The organism is Pseudotabrizicola sp., assembly GCF_030656345.1.
Taxonomy (GTDB): Bacteria; Pseudomonadota; Alphaproteobacteria; order Rhodobacterales; family Rhodobacteraceae; genus Pseudotabrizicola.
Genome location: NZ_JAUSNR010000019.1, coordinates 417,347 through 432,711, shown reverse-complemented (window position 1 = coordinate 432,711; position 15,365 = coordinate 417,347). Strand labels below are relative to the sequence as shown.

At 64.9% G+C, this 15,365-nt stretch carries 16 protein-coding genes, 1 tRNA gene and 1 riboswitch; of the genes, 5 read left to right on the top strand and 12 right to left on the bottom strand.

Features of this window, described 5'->3' with window-relative positions; all coding sequences use genetic code 11:
- Positions 1 to 3: 3 nt before the first annotated feature.
- Entirely contained in the window at positions 4 to 621 is a 618-nt protein-coding gene (locus Q7J44_RS12420; RefSeq protein WP_304880304.1) for a class I SAM-dependent methyltransferase, read from the bottom strand.
- A gap of 74 nt (positions 622 to 695) precedes the next feature.
- On the opposite strand from Q7J44_RS12420, the gene Q7J44_RS12415 reads away from it, so the two are divergent.
- The 4 genes from Q7J44_RS12415 to Q7J44_RS12400 all read left to right on the top strand — a co-directional run bounded on the left by Q7J44_RS12415 (position 696) and on the right by Q7J44_RS12400 (position 5,046).
- Complete coding sequence (locus Q7J44_RS12415) at positions 696 to 1,529, top strand: SDR family oxidoreductase (protein ID WP_304880300.1); 834 nt, start codon at positions 696 to 698, stop codon at positions 1,527 to 1,529.
- Positions 1,530 to 1,709: 180 nt separating this feature from the next.
- Positions 1,710 to 1,819: riboswitch (TPP riboswitch) on the top strand.
- Positions 1,820 to 1,857: 38 nt separating this feature from the next.
- Complete coding sequence (locus Q7J44_RS12410) at positions 1,858 to 2,841, top strand: thiamine ABC transporter substrate binding subunit (protein WP_304880298.1); 984 nt, start codon at positions 1,858 to 1,860, stop codon at positions 2,839 to 2,841.
- The gene (locus Q7J44_RS12405; RefSeq protein ID WP_304880296.1) at positions 2,817 to 4,367 is read left to right on the top strand and encodes a thiamine/thiamine pyrophosphate ABC transporter permease ThiP; all 1,551 of its coding nucleotides are present in this window, start codon (positions 2,817 to 2,819) and stop codon (positions 4,365 to 4,367) included. The genes Q7J44_RS12410 and Q7J44_RS12405 overlap by 25 nt, the downstream gene beginning before the upstream one ends.
- Positions 4,354 to 5,046, top strand: coding sequence for an ATP-binding cassette domain-containing protein (locus tag Q7J44_RS12400; protein ID WP_304880294.1), 693 nt, complete (start codon positions 4,354 to 4,356; stop codon positions 5,044 to 5,046). Before Q7J44_RS12405 ends, Q7J44_RS12400 begins: the two co-directional genes overlap by 14 nt.
- Before the next feature lie 54 nt (positions 5,047 to 5,100).
- On the opposite strand, the gene Q7J44_RS12395 is transcribed toward Q7J44_RS12400, so the two are convergent.
- The 8 genes from Q7J44_RS12395 to Q7J44_RS12360 all read right to left on the bottom strand — a co-directional run bounded on the left by Q7J44_RS12395 (position 5,101) and on the right by Q7J44_RS12360 (position 10,108).
- Positions 5,101 to 5,949, bottom strand: coding sequence for a cytochrome c1 (locus Q7J44_RS12395; RefSeq protein ID WP_304880292.1), 849 nt, complete (start codon positions 5,947 to 5,949; stop codon positions 5,101 to 5,103).
- A 17-nt stretch (positions 5,950 to 5,966) separates the two neighbouring features.
- Entirely contained in the window at positions 5,967 to 7,304 is a 1,338-nt protein-coding gene (petB, locus tag Q7J44_RS12390; RefSeq protein WP_304880290.1) for a cytochrome b, read from the bottom strand.
- 11 nt (positions 7,305 to 7,315) lie between these two features.
- Complete coding sequence (petA, locus tag Q7J44_RS12385; RefSeq protein WP_304880288.1) at positions 7,316 to 7,876, bottom strand: ubiquinol-cytochrome c reductase iron-sulfur subunit; 561 nt, start codon at positions 7,874 to 7,876, stop codon at positions 7,316 to 7,318.
- 455 nt (positions 7,877 to 8,331) lie between these two features.
- A complete protein-coding gene (locus Q7J44_RS12380) occupies positions 8,332 to 8,937 on the bottom strand; it encodes a glutathione S-transferase (RefSeq protein WP_304880286.1) in 606 nt (201 codons plus the stop codon).
- Positions 8,934 to 9,230 carry a hypothetical protein gene (locus Q7J44_RS12375; RefSeq protein ID WP_304880284.1) on the bottom strand — a complete coding sequence of 99 codons (297 nt, stop codon included), beginning with the start codon at positions 9,228 to 9,230 and terminating at the stop codon, positions 8,934 to 8,936. The genes Q7J44_RS12380 and Q7J44_RS12375 overlap by 4 nt, the downstream gene beginning before the upstream one ends.
- 79 nt (positions 9,231 to 9,309) lie before the next feature.
- Complete coding sequence (locus tag Q7J44_RS12370) at positions 9,310 to 9,732, bottom strand: hypothetical protein (RefSeq protein ID WP_304880282.1); 423 nt, start codon at positions 9,730 to 9,732, stop codon at positions 9,310 to 9,312.
- Between the two features lie 100 nt (positions 9,733 to 9,832).
- Positions 9,833 to 9,958: a type B 50S ribosomal protein L36 gene (gene ykgO, locus Q7J44_RS12365; RefSeq protein ID WP_023666132.1), complete on the bottom strand. Its 126-nt coding sequence runs from the start codon at positions 9,956 to 9,958 to the stop codon at positions 9,833 to 9,835.
- 75 nt (positions 9,959 to 10,033) lie between these two features.
- A tRNA-Val gene (locus tag Q7J44_RS12360) sits at positions 10,034 to 10,108 on the bottom strand.
- 187 nt (positions 10,109 to 10,295) lie between these two features.
- Here Q7J44_RS12360 and Q7J44_RS12355 point away from each other — a divergent pair.
- Positions 10,296 to 11,156 (top strand): N-formylglutamate amidohydrolase, encoded by an 861-nt coding sequence (locus tag Q7J44_RS12355; RefSeq protein WP_304880280.1) that lies wholly within the window; start codon positions 10,296 to 10,298, stop codon positions 11,154 to 11,156.
- A gap of 65 nt (positions 11,157 to 11,221) precedes the next feature.
- On the opposite strand, the gene Q7J44_RS12350 is transcribed toward Q7J44_RS12355, so the two are convergent.
- The 3 genes from Q7J44_RS12350 to Q7J44_RS12340 form a co-directional block, all read right to left on the bottom strand.
- The gene (locus Q7J44_RS12350; protein ID WP_304880279.1) at positions 11,222 to 11,923 is read right to left on the bottom strand and encodes a L,D-transpeptidase; all 702 of its coding nucleotides are present in this window, start codon (positions 11,921 to 11,923) and stop codon (positions 11,222 to 11,224) included.
- A gap of 500 nt (positions 11,924 to 12,423) precedes the next feature.
- Complete coding sequence (locus Q7J44_RS12345; RefSeq protein WP_304880278.1) at positions 12,424 to 13,686, bottom strand: DNA polymerase IV; 1,263 nt, start codon at positions 13,684 to 13,686, stop codon at positions 12,424 to 12,426.
- 114 nt (positions 13,687 to 13,800) lie between these two features.
- Positions 13,801 to 15,249: a D-amino acid dehydrogenase gene (locus Q7J44_RS12340; protein WP_370693004.1), complete on the bottom strand. Its 1,449-nt coding sequence runs from the start codon at positions 15,247 to 15,249 to the stop codon at positions 13,801 to 13,803.
- Between the last annotated feature and the right edge of the window lie 116 nt (positions 15,250 to 15,365).

The window sequence follows — 15,365 nt, the reverse complement described above, 5'->3', positions numbered from 1 at the left end:
GGCTTACGCCGCGTGCCGCCACAGAGCGATCAGCCCGCGTTGCATGGCGTGGTCAGGGTCTTTCTCTGCCGCAGCCGGACCGTAGATCTGCACCTCCAGCAGGGTAACGCCGGGGCGCTGTGCCAGTGCTGCGTCGAACCCCATCGCGCGGTAGACGCCTTCATTGATCGACAGCGCGAACAGGGCACCGGGCGCGGCCTGGGTTTCCAGCTGCGAAATCGCAGCGGGGCCGACATGGCCATGCGTGAAGGTGCCGGAAGAGACGATGCCGTGATAGGGCCCGCCCAGTGACAAAGGGCGGGTGATATCGGCCTGAAACAGGCTGCGGTACAGCCCCTTGGCCCGGGCGGCCTGCAACATCTCGGGCGACAGATCGGCGGCGTCCACCTCCCCCGCGAAGCCCATGTCGCGCAGATGCCCGGCCAGCAGGCCGGTACCCGCGCCGACATCCAGCACCGGACCAGTGCCGCCATGGGCAAGGAAAGCGGCGGCCACATGGGCGGGCAGCCGGTAATCCAGTCCGGCGGCAAAGCCGGTGTCATAGCTGGCGGCCCAGTCGGCATAGAGCCGGGCACAGTCTTCGGGGGAGGACAGGGCGAAAGCGGCGTTCAGATCGGTCATCATCACAGCATGCCGGGTGCAGCGCCTGCAATCAAGTGGGTTGCAGCCGCTGCGTGGCGCGGCATAGTGCGGTTATGAAAACGCTGCTTTCCCTTGGACATGGCTACAGCGCCGACGCGCTGGCCCGGTTGCTGATCCCGCAGGGCTGGACCGTCATCGGCACCACCCGCAACGGCGACAAGGCCGCACGGATGCAGGCGGCGGGCATCCGCCCGCTGCTGTGGCCGGGGGATCTTGCCCCGGCATTGGCGCTGGCCACGCATATTCTGGTATCGGCGGCCCCGGATGCGACAGGCGATCCGTTCCTGCAATCCTGGCCCGGTATTGCTGACGCAACGCCGGACTGGCTCGGCTATCTGTCCACCACCGGGGTGTACGGCGACCATCAGGGGGCCTGGGTGGATGAAACCACACCGCTGACCCCGAACAGCCCGCGCGGCGCGCAGCGGGTGCTGGCGGAATCGCAATGGCAGGCGACTGGCCTGCCTGTGCATATCTTCCGGCTGGCGGGCATCTACGGCCCCGGTCGTGGCCCGTTTGAAAAGGTGCGCGACGGGACCGCCCGGCGGATCATCAAGCCGGGGCAGTTCTTCAGCCGCACCCATGTGGACGATATCGCGCAAGTGCTGGCGGCCTCGATCGCGCAGCCGAACCCGGGGGCCGCCTATAACGTCTGCGACGATGAACCCGCTCCGCCCGAAGACGTGCTGTCGCATGCCGCAGCCCTGCTTGGCCTGCCCGAACCGCCCGCCATGCCCTTCGATCAGGCCGAAATGACCCCAATGGCGCGCAGCTTTTACGGCGAGTCGAAACGGGTGCGAAATGATCGCATCAAGGATGACCTTGGCGTGCGCCTGCTCTACCCGACCTATCGCGAGGGGCTGGCGGCGCTGTTGCCTTCCGACTGAGGGTCAACCTGGCTGGCAGCAGGTTTTGAGTATTTTTATCAAGATGAATGGCAAAGTGCTGCGCCTGCCCCTTCATCTTGATAAAAATACTCATGAACCCGCCCATTCAGGACAGGTGACACGCCGGGCACCAGCGCCGGTGCGATTCCACTTGCACCTGCCGGGGCGTTCCCTATCTTTCAGCATACCTCGGGGTGCCGGGCGGGTTTTCCGCCGGGCTGAGATGCGCAAGCGGACCCGTTGAACCTGAACCGGATCATACCGGCGGAGGGAAGGTGCGATGGATCTCCTCCAAGCCCGACCTGTTCCGTCGCAACTGGAGGAAGACATGAAGACTTCGATCCTTGCGACTGGCTTTTCCTGCATTGCCTTTACGGCGATGGCGCAAACGCCTGTCCTGACTGTCTATGCGGGCGATTATTTCACCTCGGAATGGGGGCCGGGACCGGCCATCGAATCTGGGTTTGAGGCATTTTGCGAGTGTGATCTGCAGTTTTCGACCGGCGACCTGCTGCCCCGGCTGATGCTGGAAGGCGCACGCACGCAGGCCGATGTGGTGATCGGGCTGAGCACGGATGTGCTGGCGCGGGCGCGTGGGGCCGGGCTGTTCGCACCGCACGGGCAGGATCTGTCGGCGCTGACTGTGCCTGTGGACTGGCCGGATGACACGTTCCTGCCGTTCAACTGGGGGCATACTGCGTTCATCTACGACACCACGCGGATGGCCACGCCGCCCGCCACGCTGGATGCCATGCGCAGCCTGCCGGATGGGGTGACGGTGGTGCTGCAAGACCCCCGCACCTCTATCTCGGGGCTGGCGATGGTGCTGTGGGTCAAGGCGGTTTACGGAGATCAGGCCGGGGCATTCTGGGCCGATCTGGCCCCGCATATCCTGACTGTCACCAAGGACTGGTCGGAAAGCTATGGCCTGTTCACCAGCGGTGAGGCCGATATGGTGCTGAGCTACACCACATCGCCCGCCTATCACATCGTGGCCGAGGATGACCTGACCAAGAAGGCCGCGATTTTTCCCGAAGGGCATTACTTCATGGCCGAAACCGTAGGCAAAATCGCCGGGACCGATCAGCCCGAGCTGGCAGATATGTTCATGGCCTGGGTGCTGACGCCTGAGTTTCAAAGCGTGATTCCGGCGGCCAACTGGTCCCTGCCCGCCGCATTGCCGCAGGCCGACTGGCCAGCGGGCTGGTCGAACCTGCCGCTGCCCGACAAGGTGCTGTTCCTGTCGGAGACCGAAGCCGAAGCCCTGCGGGTGGAGGCGGTTGAGGAATGGCGCGCCGCGCTGTCGCAATAGCCGGCACCGCCGTCGCGGCATCTGTCGCGGCGCTGGTGCTGCTGCCGCTGGCCGCCGTGATGCTGCGCGCCGGGGCGTGGCCGGCGCTGGCCCCGGGCGACGCGCAGGCGCTGTGGTTCACGCTGTGGCAGGCGCTTCTGTCGGCGGTGGCGTCGTGCCTGCTGGCGGTGCCGGTGGCGCGGGCGCTGGCGCGACGGCGGTTCTGGGGCCGCGCGGCGCTGATCACCCTGATGGGCGCGCCGTTTCTGTTGCCGACGATTGTCGCCGTGATGGGGCTGATCGCTGTGTTCGGGCGGTCGGGGCTGTTCAATCAAGGCTTGGGGATGCTGGGCCTGTCGCCGCTGTCGGTCTACGGCGCGCAGGGGGTGATTCTGGCCCATGTGTTCCTGAACCTGCCGCTGGCGGTGCGGATGATTCTGCAAGGCTGGCAAGCGATTCCGGCCGAGCGGTTCCGGCTGGCGCAGTCACTGGGCTTTGCCCCGGCACAAGTGGCGCGGCATCTGGAATGGCCGATGCTGCGCGCCGTTGTGCCGGGGGCATTTGCGGTGATCTTCGTGATCTGCCTGACCAGTTTTGCCGTGGCGCTGACACTGGGCGGCGGGCCAAAGGCCACGACGGTCGAGCTTGCGATCTATCAGGCGGTGCGATTCGATTTTGATCTGGGCCGCGCGGCAATGTTGGCAACTGTTCAATTTGCGCTGTGCGCGCTGGTGGCGGTGCTGGTCTGGCGCGTGGTGACTCCGGCCGCCTTTGGGGCCGGTCTGGGCCGCGCGCCGGTGTTGCGGGTACGCGGGGGCTGGCCCTTGCTGGCAGATGGGTTGGCGATTGGCGGGGCGGCGCTGTTTTTGCTGCTGCCGCTGGTGGCAATTGGTCTGCGCGGGGTGCCGGGGCTGTTCGATCTGCCGGATGCGGTCTGGCAGGGGGCTATGCGCTCGGTGTCGGTGGCACTGGCATCGACCGTGGTGACGGTTCCGGCGGCGCTGATTCTGGCGCTGCGGGTGGCGAATGGCGAGCGCGGCGCGGGGGTGATGGACGGCGTGGCGTTGCTGCCGCTGGCGAGTTCGGGGCTGGTGCTGGGCACCGGGCTGTTCCTGCTGGTGCAGCCCTTTGCAGTGCCATCCGCATTGGCGTTGCAGGTGACGGTTGCAGTGAATGTCGCGCTGTCCTTGCCCTTTGTCTACCGGCTGCTGCTGCCCGAGGCGCGGATCTTGCGCGCCGATTACGGGCGGTTGTCGGCGTCATTGGGGCTGCGCGGCGTCGCGTGGCTGCGGCTGGTCGGGGTGCCCCGGCTGGCGCGGCCGCTGGGCTTTGGCGCGGGACTGTCGGCGGCCTTGTCGATGGGTGATCTGGGGGTGATCGCCCTGTTCGCCTCAGACCAGAGCGCGACCTTGCCGCTGGTGGTGCAACGCTTGATGGCGGCCTACCGGATGGAAAGCGCGGCGGCGGCGGCGCTTATTCTGGTGGGGCTGAGCTTTGGCCTGTTCTGGGCGTTTGATGCATGGGGGCGACGCTATGCTGCGGTTTGACGGGGTGGTGCTGGCGGTTGACGGGTTCCGGCTGGCGGCGGACTGGACCGTGCCTGCAGGTGCGCGAGTGGCAGTGATCGGGCCGTCAGGCGCGGGGAAATCGACGCTGCTGTCTGCGGTGGCGGGGTTTCTGGCCCCCGCCAGTGGCCGGGTCCTGTGGCAAGGCACGGATCTGGGGCCGATGGACCCGGCCACGCGGCCGGTGACGATTCTGTTTCAGGACCAGAACCTGTTTCCGCATCTGACGCTGGCGCAGAACCTCGGCCTCGGCCTGCGCCCCGACCTTCGGCTGAGCGCGGCGCAATCGGCGCAGGTGGCGGCGGTGCTGGACCGGGTCGGGCTGGCGGGGATGGGCGCGCGCAAACCGGCGCAGCTGTCGGGCGGGCAGATCGGGCGGGCGTCTTTGGCGCGGGCGCTGTTGCGGGCGCGGCCGGTGCTGCTGCTGGACGAGCCCTTTGCCGCGCTTGGCCCGGCGCTGAAGGCGGAAATGCTGGCGCTGGTGGCAGAGGTGGCGGACGAAACGGGCGCGCTGGTGATGATGGTCACGCATGAGCCCAAGGATGCGCTGGCCTTTGCCGGGCTGACGGTTCTGGTGGCCGACGGGGTGGCACAGGCCCCGCGCGATACAGCGGCGCTGCTTGCCGACCCGCCAGAAAGCTTGCGCGCCTATCTGGGCTGATCCCATGAAAAAACCCCGCCGAAGCGGGGTTTTAAGGGTGGTCAAAAGTCCGGGTCAGGCGATCTTCTTGCCTTTGACATTGGCCCAGATCTTCTTGTTGGTCAGGTAAAGCAGGGTCGACAGCACGATCAGAAAGATCACGGCTTTGAAACCGGCTTCCTTGCGGGCCATCATCTTCGGCTCTGCCGCCCAGACCAGAAACGAGGTCACATCTGCCGCCATGTTCGACACGGTGGCCGGTGTCCCATCGGCATAGGTCACCATGTCATCGCCCAGCGGGTTGGGCATGGCGATCCAGCTGCCAGGAATGGTTGGGGTGCCATGCGCATCCTTGCAACTGTCAGGCACGCCGCCATTGGGGAAGGCCGAGTTGTAGTAGAACCCGTCCACGCCATCGGGGGCGCAGGCCGGTTCTTCCTCATAATGGGTCAGGATCGAATAGGTGTATTCCGCCCCGCCGATGCCCTTGAAGAACTGGCTGATGCCGGTGCCATAAGGCCCGTGAAACCCGGCGCGGGCCTTGGTCATCAACGACAGATCCGGCGCGCCTTCCATTCCCGACATCGGGAAATGGTCGGTCGGCACGCCATCACGGCTTTCGCCGGTTTCCGCGTCGGTCACCGAAAACTGGGTGGCATAGGCGCGGATCTGGTCTTCCGGCATTTCCGGCCCGCCCGCATCCGACAGGCTGCGGATCGGCACGTAGCGCAGGCCGTGGCAGGCGGCGCAAACCTCGGTATAGACCTGAAGGCCGCGTTGCAGCTGGTTCTGGTCGAACTTGCCGAAAGGGCCTTCATGGGCGAAGGCGTAATCGGTGATTTCCGAATGACCACCGGCGGCCATCGCGACCCCTGCCGAAAGGGCAAGGGCTGCGGTTGCGGTGAGTGCGATGTTCCTGATCATGTCAGTCAGTTCCTTTCTCACTCTGCCGCGACGGTTTTGGTGCCGCCGGTCGTCGGGGAGTAATGGGCGTTGAAGTCTTCTTCGATGGTCGCAGGCTGCGGCATCGGCTTTTCGATCACACCCAGCAACGGCAGGATGATCAGGAAATAGGCGAACCAATAGGCCGAAGCGATCAGCGAGATCGAGGCATAGGGCTCTTCCGCCGGCATGGCACCGACCCACATCAGCACCATGAAGTCGACGCAGAGCAGCGCAAACCACCATTTGAACATCGGGCGATACCGGCCCGAGCGCACCGAAGACGTGTCCAGCCAGGGGGCCAGGGCCATCACCGCGATGGCCCCGAACATCGCCAGCACGCCAAAGAACTTGGCGTCGACGATGCCGAAGGTGATCCATTCGGCGGCGATCACCACCCAGACATCGGCGGTAAAGGCGCGCAGGATGGCGTAGAACGGCAGGAAGTACCATTCCGGCACGATATGCGCAGGCGTCGCAAGCGGGTTCGCTTCCAGATAGTTGTCGGGGTGGCCCAGATAGTTCGGCATGAAGCCGACAATCGCGAAGAACACCGCAAGGATGACGGCAAGCGCGAAGAGATCCTTCATCACGAAATACGGCCAGAACGGCACGGTATCGCGCTCGGCCTCTTCCTTCGACCCGCGGCGCACCTCAACCCCGGTCGGGTTGTTGTTGCCGGTGGTGTGGAAGGCCCAGATGTGCACGGCAACCAGCGCTGCAATCACGAAGGGCAGCAGATAGTGCAGCGAGAAGAAGCGGTTCAGCGTGGCATTGTCCACTGCCGGGCCGCCCAGCAGCCAGGTCTGGATCGGTTCGCCAATACCGGGGATCGCACCGAACAGGCCGGTGATCACGGTGGCCCCCCAGAACGACATCTGACCCCATGGCAGAACATAGCCCATGAAGGCGGTGGCCATCATCGCCAGATAGATCAGCATACCGATGATCCACGTCACCTCACGCGGGGCTTTGTAAGACCCGTAGTACAACCCGCGGAAGATGTGCAGGTAGACGGCAATGAAGAACAGCGATGCGCCGTTCTGGTGCAGATAGCGCAGCATATGCCCGCCATTCACGTTGCGCATGATATGTTCAACGGAGGCAAAGGCCATGTCGACATGCGGCGTGTAATGCATCACCAGCACAATGCCGGTCACGATCTGCATGGCAAGGCAGAAGGTCAGAACGATGCCCCAGATCCACATCCAGTTCAGGTTCTTGGGCGTGGGCAGCATCAGCGTGTCATATAGCAGCCCGACGATGGGAAGGCGCTTGTGCAGCCACTTCTCTCCACCTGTCTTGGGCTCGTAATGGTCGTGCGGAATTCCGGCCATGGGTGTTGTCCTTATCCCAGCTTGATCGTGGCATCGTCGACGAAGGACGCCAACGGAATGTCGAGGTTACGCGGCGCGGGGCCTTTGCGGATCCGGCCCGCCTCGTCGTAATGCGAGCCGTGGCAGGGGCAGAACCAGCCACCGAATTCACCGGCACCATCACCGATCGGCACGCAGCCCAGGTGGGTGCAGACACCGATCATCACCAGCCATTCGCCGGCATCGTCGAGCGTGCGATTCGCATCCGACGCATCGGTTCCGGCCTTGTTCGGGTTGCCCGAGGCCTGATCCGGCAGTGCGGTCAGCGCAGTGGCGCGGCCAGCTTCGATCTCGGCTTCGGTGCGGCGACGGATGAACACCGGCTTGCCAAGAAATTTGACGGTCAGCTGGGTGCCGGGACTGATCCCCGAGATATCGACAAAGATCGAGGACAGGGCCTGAACGTCGGCCGAAGGGTTCATCTGGTTCACAAGCGGCCAGACGGCGGCACCGGTGGCAACAGCCCCGGCCCCGGCGGTTGCGTAATACAGGAAATCCCTGCGGGTGCCTGCGTGGTCTTCTGCGTGGGACACGAGATATTCTCCCTTTCAAGGCCACAGGGGCTGTGGCCCATAAAGATTTCGGGGCTGTGGTTGCCCACGACCCTGCCAAGCGGTTTATTAGCCAAGGCTCGCCCCCGCGTCCAGCGGACAATAGCGCGCATGTGACTCGGTTTGCACCGTTATTTCTATGCCTGTGGCTGATAAGGCGCGGCTGTCATTCCCCAAGGATGCCGCGTGGCGGACAGGATTCAACCCCCTGCGACAAGACGTAGCGCGAAAGGGCCGCCGTCGAATGAGTATTTTCATCAAGGTGAAATGCCAAAGCGCATCGCCTGTGCCTTCATCTTGATCCAAATACTCACTCAGACCCGCACCGCCGCGCGCCGCATCAGCCCTGCCGCCGCCAGCACAGCCCTTCCGTGGCAGCGCCGCCGGGCGGGGGCTCGATGCCCCCCGAGGCGGCCCCCGGCGCGGCGCAAACCGGGTCAGCCCGGCGGCAGCGTGGCCTGCATCGACGGGCGGGCGGCGAAGCCGGCTTCCCAGGCGGCCAGCAGCGGGCGGCCCATGCGCCAGGTGCGGTCGCCAAGGCGGAAATCGACATAGCCCAGCGCGCAGGCGGTGGCGATCTGCCCCATCTCCAGCGGGCCGTTCAGATGATCCATCCAGCGGGTTTCCAGCACATCCAGCGCGCGGGCGATCTTGGTCCACTGCCCTTCGACCCAAGGGTCAAAGCGCTTGTCTTCAGGCCGGATGCGCTGTTCGTAAACCATCAGCAGCGCGGCATCCAGCATGCCGTCGGCGGTGGCCTCCACGGTCAGCGTGTCCCACAACAACGGGGCCGCAGGGTATAGCCCCGCCCCGGCTTCGGCGTTCAGATACTGGCAGATCACCCGGCTGTCATAGAGCGTGGGGCCATCGTGCCGTTCCAGCGCGGGGATCTTGCCCAGCGGGTTCTGCCCGACCACCCCGGCATCAGGGGCGATGGGCGTGCCCGAGGCGGCAACCAGATCAATGCCGGTCAGCCCGGTCTCGGCGATCAGCACCATGATCTTGCGGACGTAAGGCGAGGTGGGGGAGTGATAGAGCTTCATTCAATTTCCCGCCGGCGCAGTCGGGCGATGGCCCCCGCGTCAATTTCATAGGTCTTGCCGCCCAGCCGGAAGGTGCGGCGAAGGCGGAAGGTGGTGTTGCGCTGGCCCGCCGCATCGCGCAGGCGGTGCGAGGCCAGGCCTTCGTCCAGATCATCCAGCGCCTCTTCGGCCCGCTGATCGGTGCGGCCCACGTGACCATGCCGCCGGATCAGGCGCTGGGCAACATAGCCAAGCGCCGCAACCGCCCCCAGTCGGAGCGCAAAGGGCAGCAGCGGGGCAAGGGGCAGCGGCATCATGACCTCCGGTCGGTTCGGGCGAATCCTAGGGGGGCGATGGGGCGCTGTCCACCGCTAGCTGCAGGCCAGAGCCGGGTTATGCGGGCGGTGTCGCCAGTGCGGCGAATCTGGCACGGCGGATCACGCGCAGCCCGAGTGCGGCGCCCAGCGCATAGACCAGCGCGGCCACCGGCGACTGCAGCGGCAGCGACAGCGTGACCATCGGCCCCAGAATCGTGCCCGCCCCCGGCATCACCAGCGTACCGGCAAACAGCCCGGCAAGCGCGATGTGCCCCAGCCAGAGGGCGACATCCAGCGCCAGCCCCACCGCGCCCTCGCGGCGGGTGAACAGCGGAAACAGCAGCCATTGCGCCAGCCCCGCGCCCAGAATCATCGGCACCACTGTGCGGATAAGGGCGCGGGGTTCCGGCGGGATGCCATTGGCCAGCACCATCGCCAGCCCCAGAGTGGCAGCAGCGATCAGCGTGGCAATCAGCCGTGGACGGGACATCTCGAACATGGGCGAACACTTAGCCGCCGGGCTGCGGGTTGCAAGCAAAAGAAAAAGGCCGCCCGGTTGCCCGTGGCGGCCTTTTTTTTGCATGTCGCTGCAAGCGATATCAGCCCTGACGGGCCTTGTAGCGCTTTTGCGTCTTGTTGATCACATAGACGCGGCCTTTGCGGCGCACGACCTGGCAATCACGGTGACGCGTCTTCAGCGAACGGAGCGAGTTGGCGACTTTCATGGTCGTCTCTTTCCTTGGTCGCGGCGCATCACGCGCCAGTTGAAAACAGTGACCCCCAGGAATGGGGGCGGTGAATGGTGGGCGGTACTGGGATCGAACCAGTGGCCACTACGATGTCAACGTAGTGCTCTACCGCTGAGCTAACCGCCCACGCTACAGCCGCATTTCCCCCAAAGCCCCAAAGAAAAGGACGCGGGAGGAACCGCGTCGGTGTGCGGGGGTCTATAGCCAGTTCCGCCCATGGCCGCAAGAGCCTTTCCGCGCGCACACCCCACGCAATCTTGGCTTTTGGCATTTCGGCAAAGCCCGCTATAACAGGTATGACCGGGAGACAGCAGTGCACAGCGAAGCCTTTACCCTTTACCATCCCGCCCGTCGCGAGACGCCGGTGGTTTTCTCGTCCCCCCACAGTGGCCGGGTCTATCCGCCTGCATTTCTGGACGGATCGGTGCTGGATGCCCAAATCATCCGGTCGTCCGAGGATGCCTTTGTCGATGATCTGTTCCGGTCAGCCACCGAATATGGCGCGCCGCTGATCGCGGCCAATGCCCCGCGTGCCTTTATCGACCTGAACCGCGCGGCGGATGAGCTGGACGCCGCCGTCATCGAAGGTGTGGCGCGCAGCCCGCACAATCCGCGCGTGGCTTCTGGCCTTGGGGTGATTCCCCGCGTGGTGTCGGGCGGGCGGGCGATTTATCGCGGCAAGATGGCACTGGCCGAGGCCGAGGCGCGGATCCGCGACCATTGGCACCCCTACCATGCCGCCTTGCGCAGCCTGACCGAAGACAGCCACGCACAATTCGGCCAGTCGGTGCTGATTGATTGCCATTCGATGCCGCATGAGGCGATCGAGGCGCATTCCCGCCCCGGCTTTCCCCATCCCGAGGTGGTGCTTGGCGACAGGTTCGGGGCTGCCGCCGCGCGTGATGTGATGGATCAGGTCGAAGCCGCCTTCCGCCGCGCCGGCTTGCGGGTATCACGCAACGCACCCTTTGCCGGGGCCTATATCGCCCAGACCTACGGCCGCCCGTCGCGCGGCTTTCATGTGGTGCAGGTCGAGATTGACCGGGCGCTTTACATGGACGAGGCGCGGGTCGAGCCCCGGGCCGATTTCGAAGCCTTCCGCACCCTGATTGCCGGGGTGGTCGCCGAGATTGCAGGCATTGGGCGGCTGCAGGTGCCGCTGGCGGCGGAATAGGCGCAGCGTTCGGCACACTGCGCAGCGAAAGGCGGGGTGGTTACCCCGCCTTCGGAAAAGTGACCTCAATACACTGCGGCAGCTTCGGGCGTGTGCTGCGTTGGCAGCACACGTACGGTCACCCCATGACGTACGCGTTGACGAAGATCGATCACGTCATGGTCCAACAGCCGAATGCAGCCAGCTGATACGCGTTTGCCAAGATACTCTGGCTCGCATGCTCCGTGAATCCGGTAAAGCGTGTCCACGCCATTCTGGAACAGGTACAGGGCGCGCGCGCCAAGCGGATTTCCCGGGCCCGGGTCCATACCGCCATTCGCTACGGAATACGGCTCCAGATCAGGCTGGCGCGCGATCATGCTGTCCGGCACCCTCCAGCGGGGCCAGCTTCGGCAGAACTGCAGCCTGGCGTCCCCTTGCCAGGCGAACGCCGCAGCCCCCGTGCCCGCGCCGTATCTCATGGCACGTCCCTCAACGCCCACCAGATGCAGAAAACCGGCGGTAGGATCGACAACGATGGTCCCGGGCGCTTCCAGCGGAAACGGATTGTCAACCTCCTGCCGCCACAGCTCGGGCGGCACGACGCCTTCAGGTACCGCGGGAATGGGATAGGGTTCGTTGGTAATCGCGCCATAATGCGCGGGAAGCGGCGGGAAGGCTTCGGCTTCTGGGGCAACCAGTGGCTGGAGCGAGGGCGTAGGCTGCATGACGCAGGCCGAAAGCAACGTGGAGGAGCCCCCGGTAACGAAGAGACGACGGGTCATCATGTGTCTGATCCATATGTGCTGGTGATCGTTGGTGACCGCCTGTTTTGCGCGGTCGCGACACTCAGCGGTACCGGGGCGGGTCCAGTGACCCTGCCAGCTTCACTCCGGCAAGCTGGGTTTCACCCGCCAGAAGCACAGCATCATCGACATCCGTCAGATCCGGGGAAAGCACAGAACCGGGCAGCGCAAGATCCGGCCCGCAGGGCGCTCCAAGCAGAATGGCTGTCCGACACCGCTTCGGCTTTGGCGCGAAAGCTATTCCATTGCGGAACTCACCGCTGGATACAGCTGAATCTGGCCCCGCACCGACAAATCCGGCGTCCTGCTGGACCCCGGACTGCAATGTTGTCGCTCCGGAATAGGCACCCCATGGCATGACCGCCAGAACGAGCAAAAGGAGTGCGAGGGATCGGAACCAGTTCATCCGCCCTCGCTGAGGGATTGGGCATCGAAGGTCAATGAACCATTTGATCCCGCGACATCAACTCGCTGCGACCGCCTTAGCGCAGCGCGCGCCCCTTCATGATCGCCTCTTTGCCAAACCGGGCGCGAATCGCATCTGCGGCCCGTTCGGCCATGGCGCGCTTGCCCGCATCCGGGTCCAGCAGATCGGCGGAGCGGTCGGCCTGATCCTCAGGTGCCAGATCGGAAATCCCCACCCCGATCAGGCGGAACGGCCCGGCATTGCCCGCATGATCGAACAGGCCCCGCGCTGTGCGGTAAATGCGGTCGGCGATCTGGGTCGGGTCTGTCAGGGCATGACGACGGGTGATCAACCGGAACGCCCCGGTTTTCAGCTTCAGCGTCACCGTGCGCCCGGCAAGCCCTTTGGCCTTTGCCCGGTCTGACACCTGTTCCGACAGCCGCCACAGATGACCGTCCAGCAGATCGGGGTCAGACGTATCCTCAAAGAACGTGGTTTCCTTGGAAATCGACTTCAGCTTTTCATCCCGGGTCACGCGGCGGCTGTCCTGCCCGCGCGCCAGATGCCACAGCCGGTCGCCCATCTGGCCGAAACGCGCAGTCAGATCGGCGCGGTCCCAGCGCAGCAGATCGGCAATGGTGCGGATGCCCGCCTGTTCCAGCGACGCCTGCATCGCGGTGCCCACCCCCCAGATGATGCGCACGGGTTTCGGGCGCAGAAAGCTCTCCGTCTCTGACGGGCCGATGATGGAAAAGCCGCGCGGTTTGTCGAGATCAGACGCGATTTTGGCCAGAAACTTGTTGTGGGCAAGGCCGACAGATCCGGTGATGCCCAGCTCTGCCTCCATCCGCCGGGTCAACCGCGCCAGCAGCACCGCAGGCGGCGCGCCATGCAGGCGGGCGGTGCCGGTCAGGTCCAGAAACGCCTCGTCCAGTGACAGGGGTTCGATGGCGGGGGTCAGATCCTCCATCATGGCGCGGATCTGGCGACTGACCTCGACATAGCGCGCGATACGCGGTTTGACGACCACCGCTTCGGGGCACAGCTTGAGCGCCTGAAACATCGGCATCGCCGAGCGCACGCCATGGATGCGCGCGATATAGCAGCAGGTGGACACCACGCCGCGGGTGCCGCCGCCGACGATCAGCGGCTTGTCGGCAAGCGAGGGATCATCGCGCTTTTCGACCGAGGCGTAGAAGGCATCGCAATCCATATGCGCGATCGAGAGGCTGAACAGATCAGGATGCGCCAGCAGGCGCGGGCTGCGACAGGCCGGACAGCGGCCCCGGGGCGGGGCCGTGTCAAATGTGGTCAGGCAATCGCGGCACAGGGCGGGCATGATGCGCGATCATAGCCGGTTGTGGCCGCCGCGCACAGGGGCAAAGCGGGAACGCCGGGGGCATCGGAAGACGCCTCCGGCGGGAGTATTTTTGTCAAGATGAATGGCGAAGGGTCAGCGTACGGGGGCGGGCTGCAGGGCGGGCTGTGCGGCTTTGGCGGGCTTGCGGTAGCGGTCAAGCCCAAGGTCGCGGCTTTCGATCTCTGTCGCGCGGTCTGACACGATATCGGCCAGCAACCGGCCAGATCCGGCGGCCATGGTCCAGCCCAGCGTGCCGTGCCCGGTGTTGAGGAACAGGTTGGCCAGCGGCGAGCGCCCGATGATCGGGGTGCCATCCGGTGTCATCGGGCGCAGGCCGGCCCAGAACGTGGCACGGCTCTGATCCCCCGCGCCGCCGAACAGGTCTTCGACCGAGTGTTGCAGGGTGCGCTTGCGCCTGTCGGACAGCGACAGATCGTAACCCGCAATCTCGGCCATACCGCCGACGCGAATCCGGTCGCCCAGCCGGGTGATGGCGATCTTGTGGGTTTCGTCCATCACGGTCGACACCGGGGCGCGGCTGGCATCGGTGACCGGAACGGTGATCGAATAGCCCTTCACCGGGTAGACCGGCAGGCTGATGCCCAGATCTGCCGCCAGCTTGGGCGAATACGACCCAAGCGCCAGCACGAAGGCATCGGCAGTGACCTCACCTTCCGACGTGGTGACACTGGTGATCTTGTCGCCTGTCCGGTTCAGTCCGATGATGCTGACGCCGTGGCGGAAGGTAACGCCCGCCGCCGCCGCCTGCGCCGCCAGCCCTTGCGTGAATTTGAAGCAATCGCCGGTTTCGTCATTGGGCAGGCGCAGCCCGCCCATGATCTTGCCCGCCGCATCCGCCAGACCCGGTTCCACCGCAAGGCAACCGGCCACATCCAGCACCTCGAACGGCACGCCGCCCTGACGCAGCACGTCAATATCCTTGCCGGCCGCATCGACCTGCTTTTGCGTGCGGAACAGTTGCAGCGTGCCTTGCTGGCGTTCATCAAAGGCAATGCCGGTCGTGGCGCGCAGGTCGGTCAGGCAATCGCGCGAATATTCGGCCAGCCGCACCATGCGCCCCTTGTTCACCGCATAGGCCGCACTGGTGCAATTGCCCAGCATCTGCAGCATCCAGCGAATTTTCGCCATGTCGGGCTTTGGGTTCACGATCAGCGGCGCGTGTTCCATGAACAGCCATTTCAGCGCCTTCACAGGCACGCCGGGTGCCGCCCATGGCGCGGAATAGCCGGGGCTGATCTCGCCCGCATTGGCAAAGCTGGTTTCAAGTGCGGCGGCGGGCTGACGGTCGATCACCGTCACCTCATGCCCGGCCTGTGCCAGATACCAGGCCGAGGTCACGCCGATGACGCCAGAGCCGAGGATGACGATTTTCATGGGGCGACCTTTCGCGATGGAAATGATAGACTGATCATGCACCCGCGGCCGGGGGATTTTCTGGCAAACTTGGCTACGGATTTCAGAATTTTTCGAAGAAATGCCGTCGTAGCAGGCAAAAGACAGGATAATTCCCCGCCTGATCATTAATTGTGCGAAGAATGAACGGTCATCTTGGGTAGCGGCGCAAGATTATCCCTGCACTTGCCTCTGGCCTTTGAACCCGCCATCCTTGTGGCGAAAATGAATTGTACAAGGCGTTC

What these genes read in the sequence shown, in the direction of transcription:
- Q7J44_RS12420 (WP_304880304.1), bottom strand. Translation starts at nt 621, where the DNA reads ATGACCGATCTGAACGCCGCTTTCGCCCTGTCCTCCCCCGAAGACTGT.
- Q7J44_RS12415 (WP_304880300.1), top strand. Translation starts at nt 696, where the DNA reads ATGAAAACGCTGCTTTCCCTTGGACATGGCTACAGCGCCGACGCGCTG.
- Q7J44_RS12410 (WP_304880298.1), top strand. Translation starts at nt 1,858, where the DNA reads ATGAAGACTTCGATCCTTGCGACTGGCTTTTCCTGCATTGCCTTTACG.
- Q7J44_RS12405 (WP_304880296.1), top strand. Translation starts at nt 2,817, where the DNA reads ATGGCGCGCCGCGCTGTCGCAATAGCCGGCACCGCCGTCGCGGCATCT.
- Q7J44_RS12400 (WP_304880294.1), top strand. Translation starts at nt 4,354, where the DNA reads ATGCTGCGGTTTGACGGGGTGGTGCTGGCGGTTGACGGGTTCCGGCTG.
- Q7J44_RS12395 (WP_304880292.1), bottom strand. Translation starts at nt 5,949, where the DNA reads ATGATCAGGAACATCGCACTCACCGCAACCGCAGCCCTTGCCCTTTCG.
- petB (WP_304880290.1), bottom strand. Translation starts at nt 7,304, where the DNA reads ATGGCCGGAATTCCGCACGACCATTACGAGCCCAAGACAGGTGGAGAG.
- Q7J44_RS12380 (WP_304880286.1), bottom strand. Translation starts at nt 8,937, where the DNA reads ATGAAGCTCTATCACTCCCCCACCTCGCCTTACGTCCGCAAGATCATG.
- Q7J44_RS12375 (WP_304880284.1), bottom strand. Translation starts at nt 9,230, where the DNA reads ATGCCGCTGCCCCTTGCCCCGCTGCTGCCCTTTGCGCTCCGACTGGGG.
- Q7J44_RS12370 (WP_304880282.1), bottom strand. Translation starts at nt 9,732, where the DNA reads ATGTTCGAGATGTCCCGTCCACGGCTGATTGCCACGCTGATCGCTGCT.
- ykgO (WP_023666132.1), bottom strand. Translation starts at nt 9,958, where the DNA reads ATGAAAGTCGCCAACTCGCTCCGTTCGCTGAAGACGCGTCACCGTGAT.
- Q7J44_RS12350 (WP_304880279.1), bottom strand. Translation starts at nt 11,923, where the DNA reads ATGATGACCCGTCGTCTCTTCGTTACCGGGGGCTCCTCCACGTTGCTT.
- Q7J44_RS12345 (WP_304880278.1), bottom strand. Translation starts at nt 13,686, where the DNA reads ATGCCCGCCCTGTGCCGCGATTGCCTGACCACATTTGACACGGCCCCG.
- Q7J44_RS12340 (WP_370693004.1), bottom strand. Translation starts at nt 15,249, where the DNA reads ATGATCAGGCGGGGAATTATCCTGTCTTTTGCCTGCTACGACGGCATT.